Raw genomic sequence first — 16,455 nt, 5'->3', positions numbered from 1 at the left:
TTGAGAAGTCACGATCAAATGCGCTGGTACAAGAAAAAATGCCCCGCTCAGGGTTGCTGGGCATTCAAAACAGTCCCTGTGGTACGTTTTATTACCGAGGCGACGCCATGTCGCCTCGGCACGCCGCGCCGCTGCCATCAACCAGGGTATCGCCATATTCGGGATCCTTGGAAACCAGGCAGAAATCATCCGCCGTCAGATTTCCTTCTTCTGGCGCGATGGTTCCGGTCACATGGAACCCCGACCATTGAAGTTTCTGGTCCTTCAGCACGTTCACGACGTCAATCCGCGACATTTTGCGGGCCTCCAAATCCTGAAGCTGGTAACGGGTGACCAGCACCAGCTCCGAATTCCCGGAACCTGACCGCAAGGCCCAGCCGGTAATGGCAATGTGATTGTCCTGGACGGTCACATTGTCGATATGGCCACCGACCTTCCGGGGGACGGAAGCAAAATCCGACGAAGCGGCGATGTGGATATGAAAATCGGGCGGGCGGCTGGCGGTCTCAAGGTAGTATCGGTCGATGATCGTCCATGACAGCACCGAGGCGGTGACGATGGCCCATGCGAACAACGCCAAAGGAATGGTGGCCCCAACAACGTCTCTTACCCTATTGGGTATGGATACGTGGGGAACCGCCACCGCGAGAAAAATCGCCAGGGGAATCATATAGCGACCCTGGACGCCAATCACTTCATCTGCGCCGACGGGGGTGTAGTTCAGGTACTGGGTTGTCAGAATTGCCAGGAATGTCAGAACCACGCTGGCGCAAACCGCGAGCGGTATACCGATCGATTCTATTTTGTTGCGATAGCTTGGCGTGGTGCCTGAAAAAATGTCGGCAACGGCGGCGATGACGGCCATGTAGAGTGTCAGGCAGAAATACCAATCGGGCATCGGGGTGTCCAGCCAACCGATGTCGCCAATGCCTTGATGAAGGTAAATATTACCCTGGTGGATGATGGTATTTAAAATGACTTTTATGAACTGCAGTGGATTGTGCACGATGAACGAAATCTGCTCGCCAATCGATACGTGCATTCCAGGCACAAAGAAAGGTATCCATACCGACTTCTTTAGATAAATGACCCAGATGATCGAGGCTATCGCGGTTAGTGCCATGACAGCAGCGCAGGCGATAAAGCGGATTGACTTGTTCTTTACGAGCGACAGGACGGCCGCAGTCAGCAAAAGGTACGGTGGCCGTGCCATTGCCACAAGAATGAGTGCCGCCGAGACGGCGGGTAATTTCTTGGACGGGCTTTTTCCTTCATCTCCGGTCAGGAAGGAAATCAAGCCAATGCCGAATGCGGACAACGCTATCACCATGGCGTCCTGGTTGACGGCTGAATACAGTGATAGCACCATGGGCAACATCAATATGACGAAAAGGTAATATCGCCCTTTCCGGGCGAGAAGAAGTCCAAAGAAAGATATCAGAGCGGAGACTATTGCTGTCGCCACCCTGGCTGAATAAAATACATATAAGGGCTTTACCTCTAACTTCGTCGTCAGAAAGACGGCAATTGCAGAGGGGGCGTAAAGGAGTGGCGAATAAATCGCCGTATTGGGGAAAGATTGAAATTGGTAAATGCCGTTGTTGTTCACCAAGCCTGCAGTTATGATGTCTTCTCGATGAACCTTCTCATCGTATTTGGTCATGAGGCGGTGGAAGGGCCGGTAGATGTCCAGGAAGGACCGTTCGACATCACCGCCGCTCTCTGTCTCTCCGACCCTGTGCCCCATGAACTGGCCATGGGCAATTTGGCCCACCCTCAGGTAGTGATTCAACTCGTCAGCCGATTGAAAGGGGGATATGTGAAGCAGAGAGGAATGGTAATGAAAAGAGAAATAATTAAATAAATGAAAGGAATGTTGCCAAAAAACTTGAGATGTTTTGACATTTATTTTCCGTTCAGACTATTAGAATTAAGGAAAAGCGTTGGGCCTGTCCGGCAAGGATGGTTCAAAGGGCGTCACTTCCGGAATGAGAAATGACGGTGACCGAAGTAGCTGGTCACCACCGGTGACAGCACGCCGATGACGTGGGCGATATCCTCGGCGTGCCAAGTGAGGCCCAGGGAGGGGAAGGCCAGGCGGGCCAGGCCTTCGCTGACCAGCCAGACCTGCGCCGCCGACACGGCGTTCACCAGGCAGAAACGCACGAATTCCTCATGCGCCTTACGCCCCGACGCTTGGAACACGAAGTGGCGGGACAGCAGGTAGGCGGTGATCATGCCGAACAGATAGGCCACCAGTACCGCCGCCTCGAACGGCATGGCGCGGTTCAGCAGATAGCGCGCCACCACGTTCACGCCGGCGGAAAAGCCGCCGACCAGCAGGAAGCGCGCAAACTCGCTGGCCATCAGGCGCTGCAAGGGGGAAAGGGGCCTGTCCAGGGTGGTGTCGGTCATAGGGTGTCAACCATGCGCTTGGCGAAGCGGATACTTTCGGCGATGCCCCGATCTTCCGGGTAGTAATAGCAGGTGTCCGCCACCTGCAGTCCTGTGATTTCCGTGTGGACTGGCGGCAGCTTATCCAGGAAGTCCGGCTCGCAAACCGGCTGGGCGTAACGCAGACGTCCGACATGGGTATCGATGAGGTCGGCATCGGTGAGGGCCGGGTTCAGCCGGCGGACGCAAGCCATGGTTTCGGCGACAAAGTCGGCGTCCGTCCAATCCCACTTCGGGTGGCTGTGGGGCATGTAGTAGGGGATATAGACCACCGTGTCCGGCAGGGGCCGGAGGTTGGAGAACTCGATGATGCCGGGGATCTCCATGGCCGGGTCATTGATGTTCACCCAGAAGTGCCGGGTCACGGGTCGCTTCAGCTTCAGCATCACACAGACCACGCCGATGTTGGCGATGGCGCGGTACTTATCCTTCGTCGCTTCAGTGAAGGCGGGCACCAGGTCCGCGACGTAGGGTGTCGGCACCGTGCAGATGACGGCGTCGGCGGGCGCCAGCCCACTGGCCGTGCGTACGCCCTTCACGTGACCGCCCTCAGCCACGATCTCCTCCACCTTGGCGCCCAGACGCAGTGTGCCGCCACGCTGGGTAATATCGGCGGCCAGGGCCTGAACCAAGGTCTCCGACCCGCCCTCCAGATAGCCCAGCTGTTCCTTCATCAGTGACTGGCGTGAGTTGCCGATGCGGCGGATGCGGGTGGCGATCCAGCTGGCGGAGATGTTGTCGGCGTATTCGAAGAACTTCAGATCCAGTAGCCGCTTCCACAACACGTTGAAGGGCTTGTCGCCGGCGCCGCGTTTGAACCAGGTGGCGGCGTCCAGATGCTCGATGGATTGGAAATTGCGGGCCTTGGTGGTCAGGAACATCTGCAGGCCCAGGCGCAGCTTGTCGATAGGCCCCAGCAGGGGAAAGGACAGCAGGGCCAGTGGGTCGCCCCACCGGTAGTGCTTGCCGTCAATGAAATAGCCCATGGAAGTGGTGCGCCACTTCAGCGTGTCGGCAATGCCCAGTTCTGCCAGCAGGTCAAAGGTCGGTTGATCCGACTTGCAGATGAAATGATAGTAACGCTCGATGCTGAGGCCACCGAAGTCGAAATGAGCCGCCATGCCGCCGGGCTGGCCGTCCACCTCGTACACTGTTACTTCATGACCCGCCTTCAAAGCGTAATGAGCGGCGGCCAGGCCCATGGCGCCAGCCCCGATGACGGCGAGTTTTGCCATTGCAGTTGATCCTTCAGGGAATCAGAAGTCCAGGGTGACGCTGGCGTAGCGTGGATCGTTAAAAGTGACGGATAACGCTTCATCCAGGGGGGTGGTGCGCACCCCGAAAATACCAGGCCAATCGATAACGATGAATTCGTCCGGTGTCACCAGCGCCTTTAGCTGTTTCGTGGTGAAGGGTGGGTTGCGATCAATGAGGGCGTAGACGGACAGCAGTGCGTGGAAGAGGCCGTAAGGGATCGTCAGCAGCGGCGTCTTGGCTCCCACCGCGCGGCGCAGGGCGCGGATCAGGTCGATATAATGAATCTTTTCCTGGCCGGAAATGTCGTAGGTGCCGGTGCGGCGACCTTCCAGGCAGGCGATGATGATGGCGCTGAAGTCGCCGACATACAGCGGCTGGCGAATGTAACGGCCGGATCCGGGAATGGGGAAGACTGGCACCTTCCGCATGAAGCGGGCGAGCCAGCCAAGATGCTTACGGTCAAACCACCCAAACATCAGTGTGGGGCGCAGGGTGACATGGGGGATCGGACAGGCGTCCACCAGCTTTTCCTGGGCCTTCTTGCTCTCGGTGTAAAAGTCCACCGCCATGGAATTTACGACGGAGGAGCTGGCGTGGACCAGATAGGGCACGTCCGCCGCCTGCATGGCGGCCAGCACCCGCTCCGTCGCCTTGATGTTGTTGTCCTCGAACTCCGTCCAGTTCAGGCCACCGATCTGGGCGTGCATTTGGATGAGGGCGCCGGCCCCCTGCAGGCTTTCCTGCCAGCCGTCGTCATGGGCCAAGTCGGCCTGGATGACCTGAAGGTCCGGATGCATGCGCGCCAGAGCCGGTGTGTTGGCCGGATGCTTGTCGATACAGACTATGTCGGTGTAGCCGGCATCCTTCAGGCGGACCACCAGGTTCTGGCCCACCAGGCCGGCGGCACCGGTGATGACGATCTTGCCTTTGGGCTGATTGGCGCTGCTGGTCATCCGATTTCCATCCGTCATCAGATTTTCATGCGATTGAAGACGACGCCCGGCAGGTTGCGGATGATCATCATGATGCCCATCCAGAACCAGGGGGTGTACAGGGTGGTGGCGCCCTTCGCCGCCGCCTTGTCAATATCGGCTGCAACCTTTTCCGGCGTTGCCCAGAGCGGGCCGCCTTTGGCTAGGCCATCGGTCATGGGCGTGTCGATGAAGCCGGGCTTCACCGTCAGCACCTTCACGTTGGTTCCAGCGAAGCGATGGGCCATTCCCTGCGCGAACAGGGCCAAGCCGCCCTTGGCGGCGCCGTAGACATAGTTGGACTGCCGCCCCCGGTCGCCCGCGACCGACGCGATGGCGATCAGCGTGCCACGGCCCTGGCGTTCCATATGGTTGGCCGCGACGGTTAGCCAGGCGCAGGCGCTGGCCATGTTGGTGGTCAGTTGGCGCGTCATCTCGGCCGTGTCCGCCTCGGCTGCCTTCTGGTCGCCCAGGATGCCGTAAGCCACCAACACGATATCGACCCGGTGGCCCACCTGGGCGGCCATTGCCGTCCAGGCGGCATCGAATCCAGCCTCTGGTGTCGCCAAATCCAGCACGGCCACCTGGGCGCTGGCGGCGCCCCGGGCTTTGAGGTCGGCGGCTATGGCTTCCAGCCGCCGGGCGTCGCGGCCGGCCAGCACCAAACGCGCGCCCCGGGCGGCGTGCAGGCGGGCATAGCGCTCCGCCACGGCCGAGGTCGCTCCCAGGATCACCACGTTCTGGCCGGCCGTGTTCTGGCCGGCTGACTGGGCTTCGCTCACGCCTGTTCACTCCCTGCTTGATCAGTTCCATGGGGCGCTTGCCCCATCCGCCGCCAGAAATCGGACATGAAGGCGGGGTCGATATGGCGCTTGAAGGCCGCCAGGGCGGGATAGCCCGCCTGGAACAACCGTGATGGCATCCGGGCGTCCTTGGCCGGATAGAGCCGGCCGCCAGCGGCGTCAACGACACGGTCCAGGTCGGCCAGCAGATCCAGGGTGCGCGTGCCGTGGTTGGGGAAGTCCAGGGCCAGGGTGGTGCCCGGCATGGGAAACGACATCAGGCCTGCGGGCGGGCGGTCGCCGAAGTTCTTAAGCACCACCAGGCAGGATCCGGTGCCCGACGCCGCGATGCGTGTCAGCAGGTCGCGGACGGCATCCCGTGCGACATGGGGCGGCACCACGCATTGGTATTGGTAGAAGCCCTTGGGCCCATACACCCGGTTCCAATGGTGCACGCCGTCCAAGGGATAGAAGAATCCATCGAAATGGCACCGCCCGGCGAAGGTGGCACCGGGCCTATTATAATAAGCCGCGTTGAAGGCACGCAGGGTGGGGCCATTGAGGAGACTGAAGGGCGGCGTCAACGGGACGGCCAGCCTAGGTCCGCCTGCTTTGGCCGCCAGCGGGCCGGCCGCGGCGTGTCGTCCGCGTGAAAAGACGCCACGTCCCAGGGACGCGCCTTGGCTCAGGCAATCGACCCACGCGACAGTGTAAGGCCAATCCAGGCTTTCCGCCGCCAGGTCGAAGAAGCGGTCGACATGGTCGAAGCGGATGTTCTCCACCTCCATGTCGGAGGAGGTGATGGGCTGCAGCTGGATTTCCACCCATTCAATCAGACCCGTCAGGCCCAGGCCGCCGATGGTGGCGTGGAACAGATCGGGGTCGCTATCGGGTGCGCAGATGCGCAGCGTGCCGTCGGACCGCCGCAGGCCCAGGGCCCGGACATGATGACCGAAGGTGCCGGCGACATGATGATTCTTGCCATGCACGTCATTGGCGACGGCGCCACCCAGGGTGACGAACTTGGTGCCCGGGGTCACCGCCACGAACCAGCCTCGGGGCACGGTGATGGCGTGCAGTTCGGCTAGGCTCAGCCCCGCATCTGCGCGCAAGACGCCGTCGGCGTGGTCGAAGGCATGGCAACGATCCAGCCGGCGGGTGATCAAGAGGCCGCCTTGGCCATTCAGCGCGCTGTCCCCGTAAGAACGGCCGAGGCCGTGCGCCAGGACGGTGCCGACGCGCGTGGTTAGGGCCGCCATCAGAGGGGCGGCTTCGTCGCGGAAGCCCGGCGTCTCCACGTCATGGTCGACCGGCCCCAGATTGCCCCAGGATGTGATCGTCTGGCGCATGGGTCAGATCGCGGCGAGGACGATGGCCAGCATGACGGCACCGGTGATCAGGCTGGTGCGGTCTGTGGCGGCGAATACGACGGGATCGTCATGCAGCTCACCGCGGTGGGCGAGCAGCAGCAGCCGGCTTATCCAATACAGTAGGGGCGGGCAAGCAAGCCACAGCAGCGTCGGATGACTGTACAGGGCGTGAACCTCAGGGCTGTTGAAATACAGCGCCAGGACCAGCACGGAACAGTAGCCGCTGGCACTGGCCAGGCCGGATAAGATGCTGAGATCCTCCAGCCGATAGCCCCGGCCCTTTGGGTTGCCTTTATTGGCCCTCAGCTGGCCGACCAGTTCGATATAGCGCTTGATCAGGGCCAGGCAGAGGAAGACGAATACGGAAAATCCCAGCAGCCAGGCGGAGGACGGGCGGTCGATGGCGGCGCTGCCCGCCAGGATGCGCATGGTATAGAGTCCAGCCAGCGTCAACACATCGATCAGCATGTGCCGTTTTAGGTGGAGCGAATAGGCCAGCGTGATCAGATAATAGAGGGCGAGGACGCCCAGGAAGTTCATAGACACAACCAGGCCGCTCAACGTGGCCAGGACCAGTAAAATCGGGGCCAGCAGGGCGCCTTGAAGCAGGGGCAGGCGGCCGCTGGCCAAGGGGCGGTTGCGTTTGGAGGGGTGCGCGCGGTCGTTGGGCAGGTCTAGGAGATCGTTCAGCAAGTAGGCGCTGGAGGCGGCCAAACTGTAGGCCAGGGCGGCGAGCAAGCTGTCCACGACGGTGCGTGGGTTCACCTCATGGCTGGCAAGCAAGGGAACGAACACCAGCAGGTTTTTCAGCCACTGATGAACACGCATGGCCTTCAGGTAGACCTTGATGCCGCCCCGGGGCGCCGACAGTTCCACGGCATTGGGCCGTTCGGCCTTCAGGCGCCGCACCAGACGCGGCGGGGCGTTGGTCGCGATGGCCAACCGGCAGGCGCGCCACACGGGGAAATCCACCCAATCGTTGCCGATGTAGTCGAACCCCTGCCCGCCGAATTGGCGACACAACCGCTCCGCCTTCGCCGCGCCGGAAAGGTTAACGGTTCCATCGGATCCAAAGACGCCGTCGACGAACCCCAGGTGGCGAGCAAGCGCCTGGACCAGCCGGTGATTGGACGCGGAGGCCAAGTAAATGCGGCGCCCTCTGGCTTTCTCCTGAAGAAGAAAATCGACCACAGGCTGATTGAGCGGCAGCGTGGTGACATCCGTCTCCGCCTTGTCCGCCAAATACGACTTAAGCCAGGCTTTGCTGCGCAGCGGCAAACGCCAAACGCCAAGGGCGGCCAAAGGTCTAGAGGAAAGCACGGTAAAGAAATTCTCGATAAGAAGGTCTGATTTGATCAGCGTGCCGTCTATATCGACCACCAAAGGAACGTCCACGGAAGGATCGGTGGGGGGCACCGTATGTATATCTGCTGCACCGTTCATCGCCTGGCACGCCCCCGTAAATGACAATCAATGTGTTGAATATCTGTTAGAATTGCAGCCATGACACGGCTTGCGAAAACGGCAACAGAAAAGCCATAAGGGCGGCTGAGGCGTCAATCTTAAAACAGGGTCTGGCGGCTGCTTCTGCCTGGATCGGCGTTTAGGCTCGGTTCAAGGGGCGGGGGCATCGTGCGCCAAACCGGGACCCGAATCGCTGCACCTGCGAACGGGTCCTGATCGGGTGTTTGCAGCCCTGTTTACCGCACGAATGCGGGACAAACGGCGCGGCCAACGAAGGTTATAGGCCTAAGGGCATACGTTTTTGACCTGGTTACGCATCGATTTTACCCAACGAATGTGCTTAGCCGGCTTACGCATAAAATTATGGAGATAATCTTCTTGAATCCGACTTGTGCTCGACCCGGGCTGGAATTATACCTCTTTCATCACGCGGGGCTGGCGGGACGCGTTAATAAGTTCGCCATATAATTTTAACTGGTTAATGCCAGCGCCTTGGCGCGCACGGCAATTAAGATCCAAGTGACGTTCGCAGCGGGGGTATAAAGTCATGCCGACTCTTCCAGGTGGTACGGAAGTTCCGACCCAAGGTATTACCAATGCCGATCAAGAGGCGCTGACCCAGGCGTTGACCGCCGTCTCGGGCGGCTCTTCGATCACGGCGGCGCCGGTGACCGTGGCGTCCAGCGCTGTGGCCACCGCGACCCTGACGGCGGCGATCACTTTCGGTACCGCGAGCGTGGCGTCGGTCAGCAGCGTCGTGGTCAGCAACACGACGGGCAGCAACACGCTGGCCGCGATCGATCTGTCGCAGACCAGCGCGGGCACCGACACTGGCGGCACGGTGCTGACCAACGTCGTCGCGGACAGCAGCCTGACGTCGGTGGTCCTGACCGGTACGGCCGCGGGCAACACCACGGCACTGTTCCTGGATGCCAGCAGCGGCGGCAAGGTCATCGTCGGCGACGCCGGCAACAATTTCCTGGTGCTGGGCGGTAGCGGTACCCCCAGCGGCACGGCCAACACCGTCGTCGCCGGTATCGGCAACGACAGCGTCATCGGCTCGTCGACCAACGACATCATCTCCTCCTCCGCTGGTAACGACATCATCAACGGCGGCGCCGGCAACGACAGCATCGTCGGGGGCAGCGGTTTCGATACGCTGGGTGGTGGCGCCGGCAACGACACGATCGTCGCGGGCTCCGGTGGCAGCTACATTATCGGTGAATCCGGCAATGACAGCTTGGTTGGGGGTGCCGGCAAGGATACCTTCATCTTCTCGCCGGGTGATGGCAACGACACCGTCGCGGGCTTCGACCCGACACAGGATGTCCTGGGCTTCACCAGCTCCAATTACGGTGGCAGCGGGACGCTGGATCTGGCCTCGCTGATCAGCAACGCCACGGTGTCGGGCGGCAACACCATCCTGACCCTGCCGGATGGCAGCACCATCACGGTCCAGGGTGTGACGGGTGTGAGCGTCAGCTGGTTCACCAGCAAGGGCTAAGCCTAAGCTCAGGGGTTGAATTGAACTATGGCGGGCCCTATGGTCCGCCATAGTCTTTCTTGCGTCTGGCGTGTTCCGGATAAAGTTTGATCCTCCGTCCCCAGTCTTATCGGTAGGCCTCATGCAGCCCAACGCTTTGGCGCCGGCCGGCGCAACCTCGGTGGCCAATCCGGCATCCGATGGCGATCCCTTGCGGGCGACGCCCAAGGTCATGGTCCTTCCGGAAGGCACCTACTTCATCACCGCCCGCCTTGCGGGGGGCGACCGGCAGCAGATCAAGGGTGTCAATTTTCCCTGCGCCCAGTTGTCGTCGCTGCCGGAGGGGGGGCGCGAGGCGCTGCAATTCCTGACATCCCAAGGGCTGTCCACCTCCGCATGGCTGTCAGGCGCCTCGGAAGGGGCCACGGTTATCGTCAAGGCCAATTCGGCGCCCCTGCTGCTCACCACCTTGAGTTTGACGGGCCAGTTGTCGACGTGCCTGAATGTGGGCGTGCAACGGCTGGGGGATGAAACCTTGGCCCCCAATATCGATGTGCGGCTGACCACTCATATTCAGCGCCTGGGGGATCGCACCTTCGCCAGTGGCGAATGGGCATCAGCGGGTGATCATCTGTTGTGGATCGAGGCTTTTTCCGTCGACGGTTCGCCGGAACTGGCGAACAGCCTGGAATACTGTGCCCTTACCCCCGTCGACCAAGCGGGCACCTGGGTCACGTTGGGGGCGCCAGCGGGATCCCGCGGGCGCGGCATGCCTTTGCTGGGCGCGGGTTTCCGGCTGGTCGGGCCGCTGGCCGCCACCCACAAGGTGGAATACGCGGTACGCTTCCTGCGTCACGGGGACCTGGCTGGTCAGGATGGGATCCCCTGCCGCTCCAGCCAGCCGCAAGATCCGGTGATGGCGATGAAGGTCGCGGTACTGCCGCGTTAAGCTGGGTGCCCGATGTCCAGCCCCTCATCCTCAGATCAAACGAGGCATTTGGCCGACATTGATGCGGCGCTGGCGCGCAAAGACCATGAGGCTGCCCAGGCTTTAGGGCTGACTGCGCTTTCCCACCCGGAATTGTTCACGACAGACGGACGTATGTCCGTGCTGCGGAAATTGGTGCATGCCGCGCTAGGCTGTGGCCGGCTGCAGGATGCCAGCCTCTACGCGCGACAACTGGTCCGGATGACCAAGTCCCCGCTGAACGACGATATCGTTCTGGAAGGAATTGTCGCCCTGGCGCAGCGGCGGGTGGAAGCGGCGGTACGGCTGTTTAAAAATGCGCTGGATGGCGATCCCGTTCATCCCTTGGCGGCATTAGGGCTTCTTCAGGCCACGCAACTGATCACCCCCTCGCCTTCGGGGGAAATGCTATCCCAGATCGTGCCAGCCTTGTCCTGGAATGCCGACACGCATGAGGGCTGTTTGCAGGCCTTGCTCGGCTTGGTGGTGAGAGGCGCGCTTCACGCCGTGGTATTTCCCCGGGGCGGTCGTCTCGAAGGGTATGCCGCACCACGGTCCGGTGCGGTGGCCGAACTGACGTGGAACGGCCTGACCTTGGGCCGCGCCGCATATGACGAAGCCGGTGGCGTGGGGGGTGACGCTCCGGTCTTCGCCTTCGCCTTCGCCATTCCGTCGGCATTGGCCGGACGGGCCGATTTTCAGGTCACAGTGAATGGTGTACCGGCGGTTGGGTCACCGGTTCCTGCCGCTGACACCCGACCGCCCCGCCTGGTCGCCAGCTTTGTGCGTGCGCCGGCGGGGGCTGGAACCGCCATGGCGCGGTGGCTGGTGCATGCGCGGGATTTGGCCCACCCACGGCGTCCTGTCACCCTCGATCTTGCCGACCGGCGCGGCTGGTCAAAACGTCTTGTGTTCAGGCCCGCGGCCAAGGACGGGGGGGCTGTGCCGTCGCAGGACGTGGACATGCCGTTGTCCGACGTGCGATCCACCTTTTCCGTGACGGGTGAGCCGGCCTACTGGGAATGTGGAACGGTGCGTTCCGAGGAGGCGTGCTCCGCGCCGCACCAGGATGTGGTCAGGCAGTCGCCACGGGACCGGACCGTTGACATCATTGTCCCGGTTTATGGCGATGCCGAGGTGACGCGGGCCTGTCTCGCCGCGTTGCGCGACAGCCTGACCCCACACCCGAACCGGGCGGGGCAGGGGGTTCCGACAGAGGTCGTCATCATCGCCGATGGACCGGCGGACGCCGCCGTTGCCAAGCTGATGGACGAGGTCGCCACCCAAGGCTGGGCCACGGTGCTGTGAATCCCGGCAATCTCGGCTTCGTGCGGACGGTCAACCGCGGTATGGCGCTGCATGTGGACCGCGATGTCGTCCTGTTGAACGCCGATACCCTGGTTCACGGCGACTGGCTGCGGCGCATCGCGGCCGTCGCCTACAGCGCCGACGACATCGGCACGGTCACGCCCCTATCCAACGATGCCACCATTCTGAGCTATCCCAGCGAGGGAACGCCGCTGGCCGACGTGTCCGTCCCTTTCCTGGACGGCTTGGCCGCCGCCGTCTCTGCGCCCGATGACGTGGTCGACCTGCCCACGGGCGTCGGATTTTGCTTCTATATCCGCCGCGACTGCTTGGACGCGGTTGGTTATTTCGAAGCCGAAACGTTTGGCCAGGGCTATGGCGAAGAAAATGATTTTTGCTGGCGCGCGCGGGGACGCGGCTGGCGCAACGTCGCCGCCCTGAACACCTTCGTGGGACATGTCGGCGGGTCCTCGTTCGGCGCCGAGAAGGCCGCCCGGATCGGGGCGGCATTGGCGGCATTGGATCGCCGCCACCCCGATTACCAGCCGGCGGTTCACGCCTTCATCGCGGCGGATCCCATGGCCCCTCATCGGCGTGCCCTGGACTTGGCCTGGGCGCGCGCACTGGGCTCATATCCTTGCCTGATCGTATGCCCTGTACTGGGCGGAGGCACCGATCGTTTTGTCGAAGGCCAGGTAACCACCCTGCGGGCTGACGGTACGGGCGTGCTCCTGCTGCGGGCGGAGGGGCCCCCGGAGACTCCCCGGGTCCGGCTTGAGCTTCCGGATGCCCCCCACTTGCGGTCCATGGTTTACGATGCGATGGCGGATCTGCCCCAGCTGATGCGCGATCTGCAGGGCCTGGGTGTGGAGCGCATGATCGTGCATCATGTGCTCAAGACCACCGATGGTCTGCTCGCGACATTGGCGGGCCGGTGGCGATACGACGTCCATATCCACGATTACATCTGGATATGCCCGCGCATCAATCTGGTGGATGGCGGTGGGCGTTATTGTGGTGAGCCGGCCGTGACCGTGTGTGAGGAATGTATCCAGGCCAATGGACACGAACTGCGGCCCGGGTTGTCCGTGGCGATGTGGCGGCAGTCGATGGCGGGCTTTCTGGCAGGAGCCGCCCAGGTGATTTGTCCAAGCCATGACGCGGCCCGCCGCCTGGCGGTTTATGCTCCCGGCGCCAGGATGGTGGTTCAACCCCATCCGGACATCCCAATACCACCCGCCGCGCCACTGGCGGCGGCCAACCCGTCGCGCTTGCGCGTCGCCGTCGTTGGCGCCATGGGTGAGCCCAAAGGCTACGATGTTCTGCTGGGGTGCGCCCTTGATGCGGCGTCCCGGAACCTTCCCGTGGAATTTTGCCTGGTGGGCTATAGCAAGGACGACGGGAGCCTGCTGGCGACCGGGCGAATTCTTATCACTGGCCGCTACGACGCGGATGAAGCCGGGGAGTTGATCCGGCTCAACGGGTGCCACCTGGGCTTTCTTCCGTCCATCTGGCCGGAGACATGGTCCTATACCCTTACGGAAATGCTGGCCGCCGGCTTGAGGGTCGCGGCTTTCGACCTGGGGGCGCCAGCGGAACGGTTGCGGGCCTACGGCAGCGGTCTGCTGCTTCCCTTGGGAATGGCCGTGCCGCAGGTCAACGATGCCCTGTTGGAATTGGGACGTCGTCAGGGGATAGTACCGTCATCCGGCGCCGGTTGCGTGGCCCCGATGGCATAGGCGTTGGTTGGTTTGGAAATTCATATGGCTTTTGACCCCCCTGTTTCCCGCACTGTGCTGCATGTCGGATGTGGCGTCCGCCGACCGGAGAAACTACACAGCCTGTTCCACAGCAGCGAGTGGCGGGAGGTGCGTCTGGACATCGATCCGCAGGTGCAGCCGGATATCGTCGCCTCCATCACCAACCTGTCCATGGTGGCGGACGGCAGCGTCGACGCCATCTGGTCCTCGCACAACATCGAGCATCTCTATGCGCATGAGGTGCCAATCGCTCTGGCGGAGTTCCGTCGGGTCCTGACGCCGGACGGCTTCGCCCTGCTCACCCTGCCGGATTTACAGGCCGTCGCCCGCCTGGTGGCGGAAGACAAGGTCGAGGAAGCGGCTTATCTTTCCCCGGCTGGGCCCGTCACACCCCTGGACATGATCTTCGGCCTGCGCAGCTCCATAGCCCAGGGCAACGTGCACATGGCCCACCGGACGGGCTTCACCGCCCAAACCCTGGGCAAGGCGCTGCTGGCCGCCGGGTTCGGCCATGTGAAGGTCACCAGGGATGAGACCTACAGTCTCTGGGCCATCGCCTATGTCACCCCACCTGCCGGTACTGTCGCGGATGCGACATGAAGCTGCTGTTCGTCCATCAGAACTTTCCTGGGCAGTACCGGCATCTGGCGGCGCGCATGGCGGCGGCGGGGCATCAGGTGACTTGTCTGGGGGACAAGGGCAATGTCCGGCCCCAGGACGCGCCGCCTAACCTGACGGTGATGAGTTATCCCACACCAGCGGGCGCCACCAGGGGTATCCATCATTACCTGACGGGGTTCGAGGCCGCGGTGCGGCGGGGGCAGTCCGTGCTGCGCGCTGCCATGGAATTGAATCGGATGGGGTTCGTTCCCGATGTCATTTGCGCCCACCCGGGATGGGGCGAGGCCTTGTTCCTGAAGGACGTGTTCCCCAAGGCCAAGCTGCTGGCCTATCTGGAGTTCTATTACAACACGCGGGGAAGCGATGTCGGCTTCGACCCTGAATTCCCCAGCAGTCTGGACGATATCTTCCGCATCCGCATCAAGAACACCGTCCTGTTGCATGGCCTGCAGGCCATGGACTGGGGCGTGACCCCCACCCAATGGCAGGCACGGCAACTACCGGCCGATTTCCTTCCCCGCGTCACCACGGTGCACGACGGGGTCGACACCCGACTGGTGCGGCCCGATCCGGCGGCCCAATTGACGGTGCGGCCGGAAGGGGCGGCCGAGCCCTTGACCTTCCGGCCGGGCGACGAGGTGATCACCTTCGTCAACCGCAACCTGGAACCGTACCGGGGGTTCCACACCTTCATGCGGGCCCTGCCGGATCTGTTGCGCCGTCGACCGCAGGCGCATGTGGTCATCATCGGGGGTGATGACGTCAGTTACGGGACGCGCCCGAAGGAACACCCCCATTACCGTGCCCAATACCTGGCGGAGGTGGGGGATAGGCTGGACCTGTCGCGCGTCCACTTCCTGGGGAAGGTGCCCTATGGCACCTTCCTGGCGGCCCTGCAGGTGTCGGCCGTGCATGTCTACCTGACTTATCCCTTCGTGCTGTCCTGGTCCCTGATGGAGGCCATGGCCGCCGGATGCCTGGTGGTGGCGTCGAATACGCCGCCCGTGCGCGAGGTGGTCCGTGACGGACGCAACGGCTTGCTGGTCGATTTCTTTTCCGCCGAGGGACTGGCCGCCACCGTGGCGGCGGCCCTGGAGAACCCCGACAGGCTGGCACGCCTGCGCGGTCGCGCGCGGGAAACCATCATCGGCCGCTATGACCTGGAATCCGTCTGCCTGCCCCAACAGATGCGCCTGATCGAGGACTTGGCGGACGGCCGGTTGCCATCCCGCCGCGCCCCCAAGGGGTAAGGGTGCGAAACCCCCACGCCGTAAGGAATCGGCGCCCGGGACCGCCACCGACAGGCTTCTGTCAGGAAGCGCGTGGAAACTGGCTAAGTCGGTCCCATATTGGAACATGTTCCGTCCGGATTTGGGGCGGCGCGCCGGCCCGCGCCGCCTTTGGAGTTCAGCATCATGCCCATCGCCCGCCCCACCAAGCCCCTGCTGACCGCGCTGCTGCTGACGGCCGTCCTCGCCGCCGGCGCCCCCGGGTTGGCGCGCGCCGCAGACCAGGCGGCCTCAGCGGAGCAGACGACGGGTGGGGTGGCGAACGAGGGACCTGTGCGGCCGCCCATGTTGGACGGGCCCGGTGTCGCGACGGCGGCCAATGACCGGGACGATGGCATCGTGGCCGCCCGGCCACCGGAAGATGATGGCTGGGTCTCCAAGGACAGCAAGTGCCGCGCCGGCGGCAGCGTCACCATGGGCATGGGGTTCGGCGGCGGCATGGTGGAGCGGGGTGTGGGCGCCACCTTGAACTACGGTCAGGACGGCAATCCCTTCCGCCCCTGCGAGGACACGGGCATCGGCTTTTCACTCTCGGTGTCGCAGGGCAACGTCTCGGGCCATCCCCGCAATGGCGCCTGGATTGGTGGGCCGGATGGCGTGGACGGCTACGCCTATGGCTACGACCGGCCTTACGGTTATGGCTATGGGTCGCCTTACGGCTACGGCCGCTGGAGCGACCGCGGCACCATGGAAAGCTGGTTCCTCAACCGCACGCGTCCGTGAGGGCCC

General features: G+C 62.8%; 14 protein-coding genes. 7 read left to right on the top strand and 7 right to left on the bottom strand.

Features of this window, described 5'->3' with window-relative positions; all coding sequences use genetic code 11:
* Positions 1-91: 91 nt before the first annotated feature.
* From I55_RS19955 to I55_RS19925, 7 genes are all read right to left on the bottom strand, one after another.
* Entirely contained in the window at positions 92-1,819 is a 1,728-nt protein-coding gene (locus I55_RS19955) for a DUF2142 domain-containing protein (RefSeq protein WP_286364312.1), read from the bottom strand.
* Between the two features lie 158 nt (positions 1,820-1,977).
* Positions 1,978-2,415 carry a GtrA family protein gene (locus tag I55_RS19950; protein WP_044562333.1) on the bottom strand — a complete coding sequence of 146 codons (438 nt, stop codon included), beginning with the start codon at positions 2,413-2,415 and terminating at the stop codon, positions 1,978-1,980.
* Positions 2,412-3,689, bottom strand: a complete 1,278-nt coding sequence (locus I55_RS19945) for an NAD(P)/FAD-dependent oxidoreductase (RefSeq protein WP_044562332.1) — start codon at positions 3,687-3,689, stop codon at positions 2,412-2,414. Before I55_RS19945 ends, I55_RS19950 begins: the two co-directional genes overlap by 4 nt.
* A gap of 21 nt (positions 3,690-3,710) precedes the next feature.
* The gene (locus tag I55_RS19940) at positions 3,711-4,682 is read right to left on the bottom strand and encodes an NAD(P)-dependent oxidoreductase (RefSeq protein WP_044562331.1); all 972 of its coding nucleotides are present in this window, start codon (positions 4,680-4,682) and stop codon (positions 3,711-3,713) included.
* Positions 4,682-5,464, bottom strand: coding sequence for an SDR family oxidoreductase (locus I55_RS19935; protein ID WP_252181225.1), 783 nt, complete (start codon positions 5,462-5,464; stop codon positions 4,682-4,684). The genes I55_RS19940 and I55_RS19935 overlap by 1 nt, the downstream gene beginning before the upstream one ends.
* The gene (locus tag I55_RS19930; protein WP_044562330.1) at positions 5,461-6,813 is read right to left on the bottom strand and encodes an FAD-binding oxidoreductase; all 1,353 of its coding nucleotides are present in this window, start codon (positions 6,811-6,813) and stop codon (positions 5,461-5,463) included. The genes I55_RS19935 and I55_RS19930 overlap by 4 nt, the downstream gene beginning before the upstream one ends.
* 3 nt (positions 6,814-6,816) lie before the next feature.
* Positions 6,817-8,277, bottom strand: coding sequence for a UbiA family prenyltransferase (locus tag I55_RS19925; protein WP_044562329.1), 1,461 nt, complete (start codon positions 8,275-8,277; stop codon positions 6,817-6,819).
* A 568-nt stretch (positions 8,278-8,845) separates the two neighbouring features.
* Here I55_RS19925 and I55_RS19920 point away from each other — a divergent pair.
* The 7 genes from I55_RS19920 (at position 8,846) to I55_RS19895 (ending at position 16,449) form a co-directional block, all read left to right on the top strand.
* Positions 8,846-9,802 (top strand): calcium-binding protein, encoded by a 957-nt coding sequence (locus I55_RS19920; protein ID WP_083901271.1) that lies wholly within the window; start codon positions 8,846-8,848, stop codon positions 9,800-9,802.
* Positions 9,803-9,938: 136 nt separating this feature from the next.
* Positions 9,939-10,730, top strand: a complete 792-nt coding sequence (locus I55_RS19915) for a hypothetical protein (protein WP_148293856.1) — start codon at positions 9,939-9,941, stop codon at positions 10,728-10,730.
* A 48-nt stretch (positions 10,731-10,778) separates the two neighbouring features.
* A complete protein-coding gene (locus I55_RS33295; RefSeq protein WP_049974311.1) occupies positions 10,779-12,056 on the top strand; it encodes a hypothetical protein in 1,278 nt (425 codons plus the stop codon).
* On the top strand, positions 12,053-13,795 hold the full coding sequence (locus tag I55_RS19910) for a glycosyltransferase (RefSeq protein ID WP_049974310.1): 1,743 nt from the start codon (positions 12,053-12,055) through the stop codon (positions 13,793-13,795). Before I55_RS33295 ends, I55_RS19910 begins: the two co-directional genes overlap by 4 nt.
* A gap of 24 nt (positions 13,796-13,819) precedes the next feature.
* Entirely contained in the window at positions 13,820-14,416 is a 597-nt protein-coding gene (locus tag I55_RS19905) for a methyltransferase domain-containing protein (protein WP_044562327.1), read from the top strand.
* Complete coding sequence (locus tag I55_RS19900) at positions 14,413-15,687, top strand: glycosyltransferase family 4 protein (protein ID WP_044562326.1); 1,275 nt, start codon at positions 14,413-14,415, stop codon at positions 15,685-15,687. The genes I55_RS19905 and I55_RS19900 overlap by 4 nt, the downstream gene beginning before the upstream one ends.
* A gap of 165 nt (positions 15,688-15,852) precedes the next feature.
* Positions 15,853-16,449 (top strand): hypothetical protein, encoded by a 597-nt coding sequence (locus tag I55_RS19895; protein WP_148293854.1) that lies wholly within the window; start codon positions 15,853-15,855, stop codon positions 16,447-16,449.
* Positions 16,450-16,455 lie beyond the last annotated feature (6 nt).

The organism is Azospirillum sp. B4 (assembly GCF_000333275.1).
GTDB lineage: Bacteria > Pseudomonadota > Alphaproteobacteria > Azospirillales > Azospirillaceae > Nitrospirillum.
Note: the sequence above shows the minus strand (reverse complement) of the source record. Positions and strands in the feature narration are given on the sequence as shown.

Bases quoted from the DNA above. Each gene is read 5' to 3' on its own strand.
- I55_RS19945 (WP_044562332.1), bottom strand. From the start codon at position 3,689: ATGGCAAAACTCGCCGTCATCGGGGCTGGCGCCATGGGCCTGGCCGCC.
- I55_RS19950 (WP_044562333.1), bottom strand. From the start codon at position 2,415: ATGACCGACACCACCCTGGACAGGCCCCTTTCCCCCTTGCAGCGCCTG.
- I55_RS19905 (WP_044562327.1), top strand. From the start codon at position 13,820: ATGGCTTTTGACCCCCCTGTTTCCCGCACTGTGCTGCATGTCGGATGT.
- I55_RS19930 (WP_044562330.1), bottom strand. From the start codon at position 6,813: ATGCGCCAGACGATCACATCCTGGGGCAATCTGGGGCCGGTCGACCAT.
- I55_RS19895 (WP_148293854.1), top strand. From the start codon at position 15,853: ATGCCCATCGCCCGCCCCACCAAGCCCCTGCTGACCGCGCTGCTGCTG.
- I55_RS19900 (WP_044562326.1), top strand. From the start codon at position 14,413: ATGAAGCTGCTGTTCGTCCATCAGAACTTTCCTGGGCAGTACCGGCAT.
- I55_RS19940 (WP_044562331.1), bottom strand. From the start codon at position 4,682: ATGACGGATGGAAATCGGATGACCAGCAGCGCCAATCAGCCCAAAGGC.
- I55_RS19925 (WP_044562329.1), bottom strand. From the start codon at position 8,277: ATGAACGGTGCAGCAGATATACATACGGTGCCCCCCACCGATCCTTCC.
- I55_RS19920 (WP_083901271.1), top strand. From the start codon at position 8,846: ATGCCGACTCTTCCAGGTGGTACGGAAGTTCCGACCCAAGGTATTACC.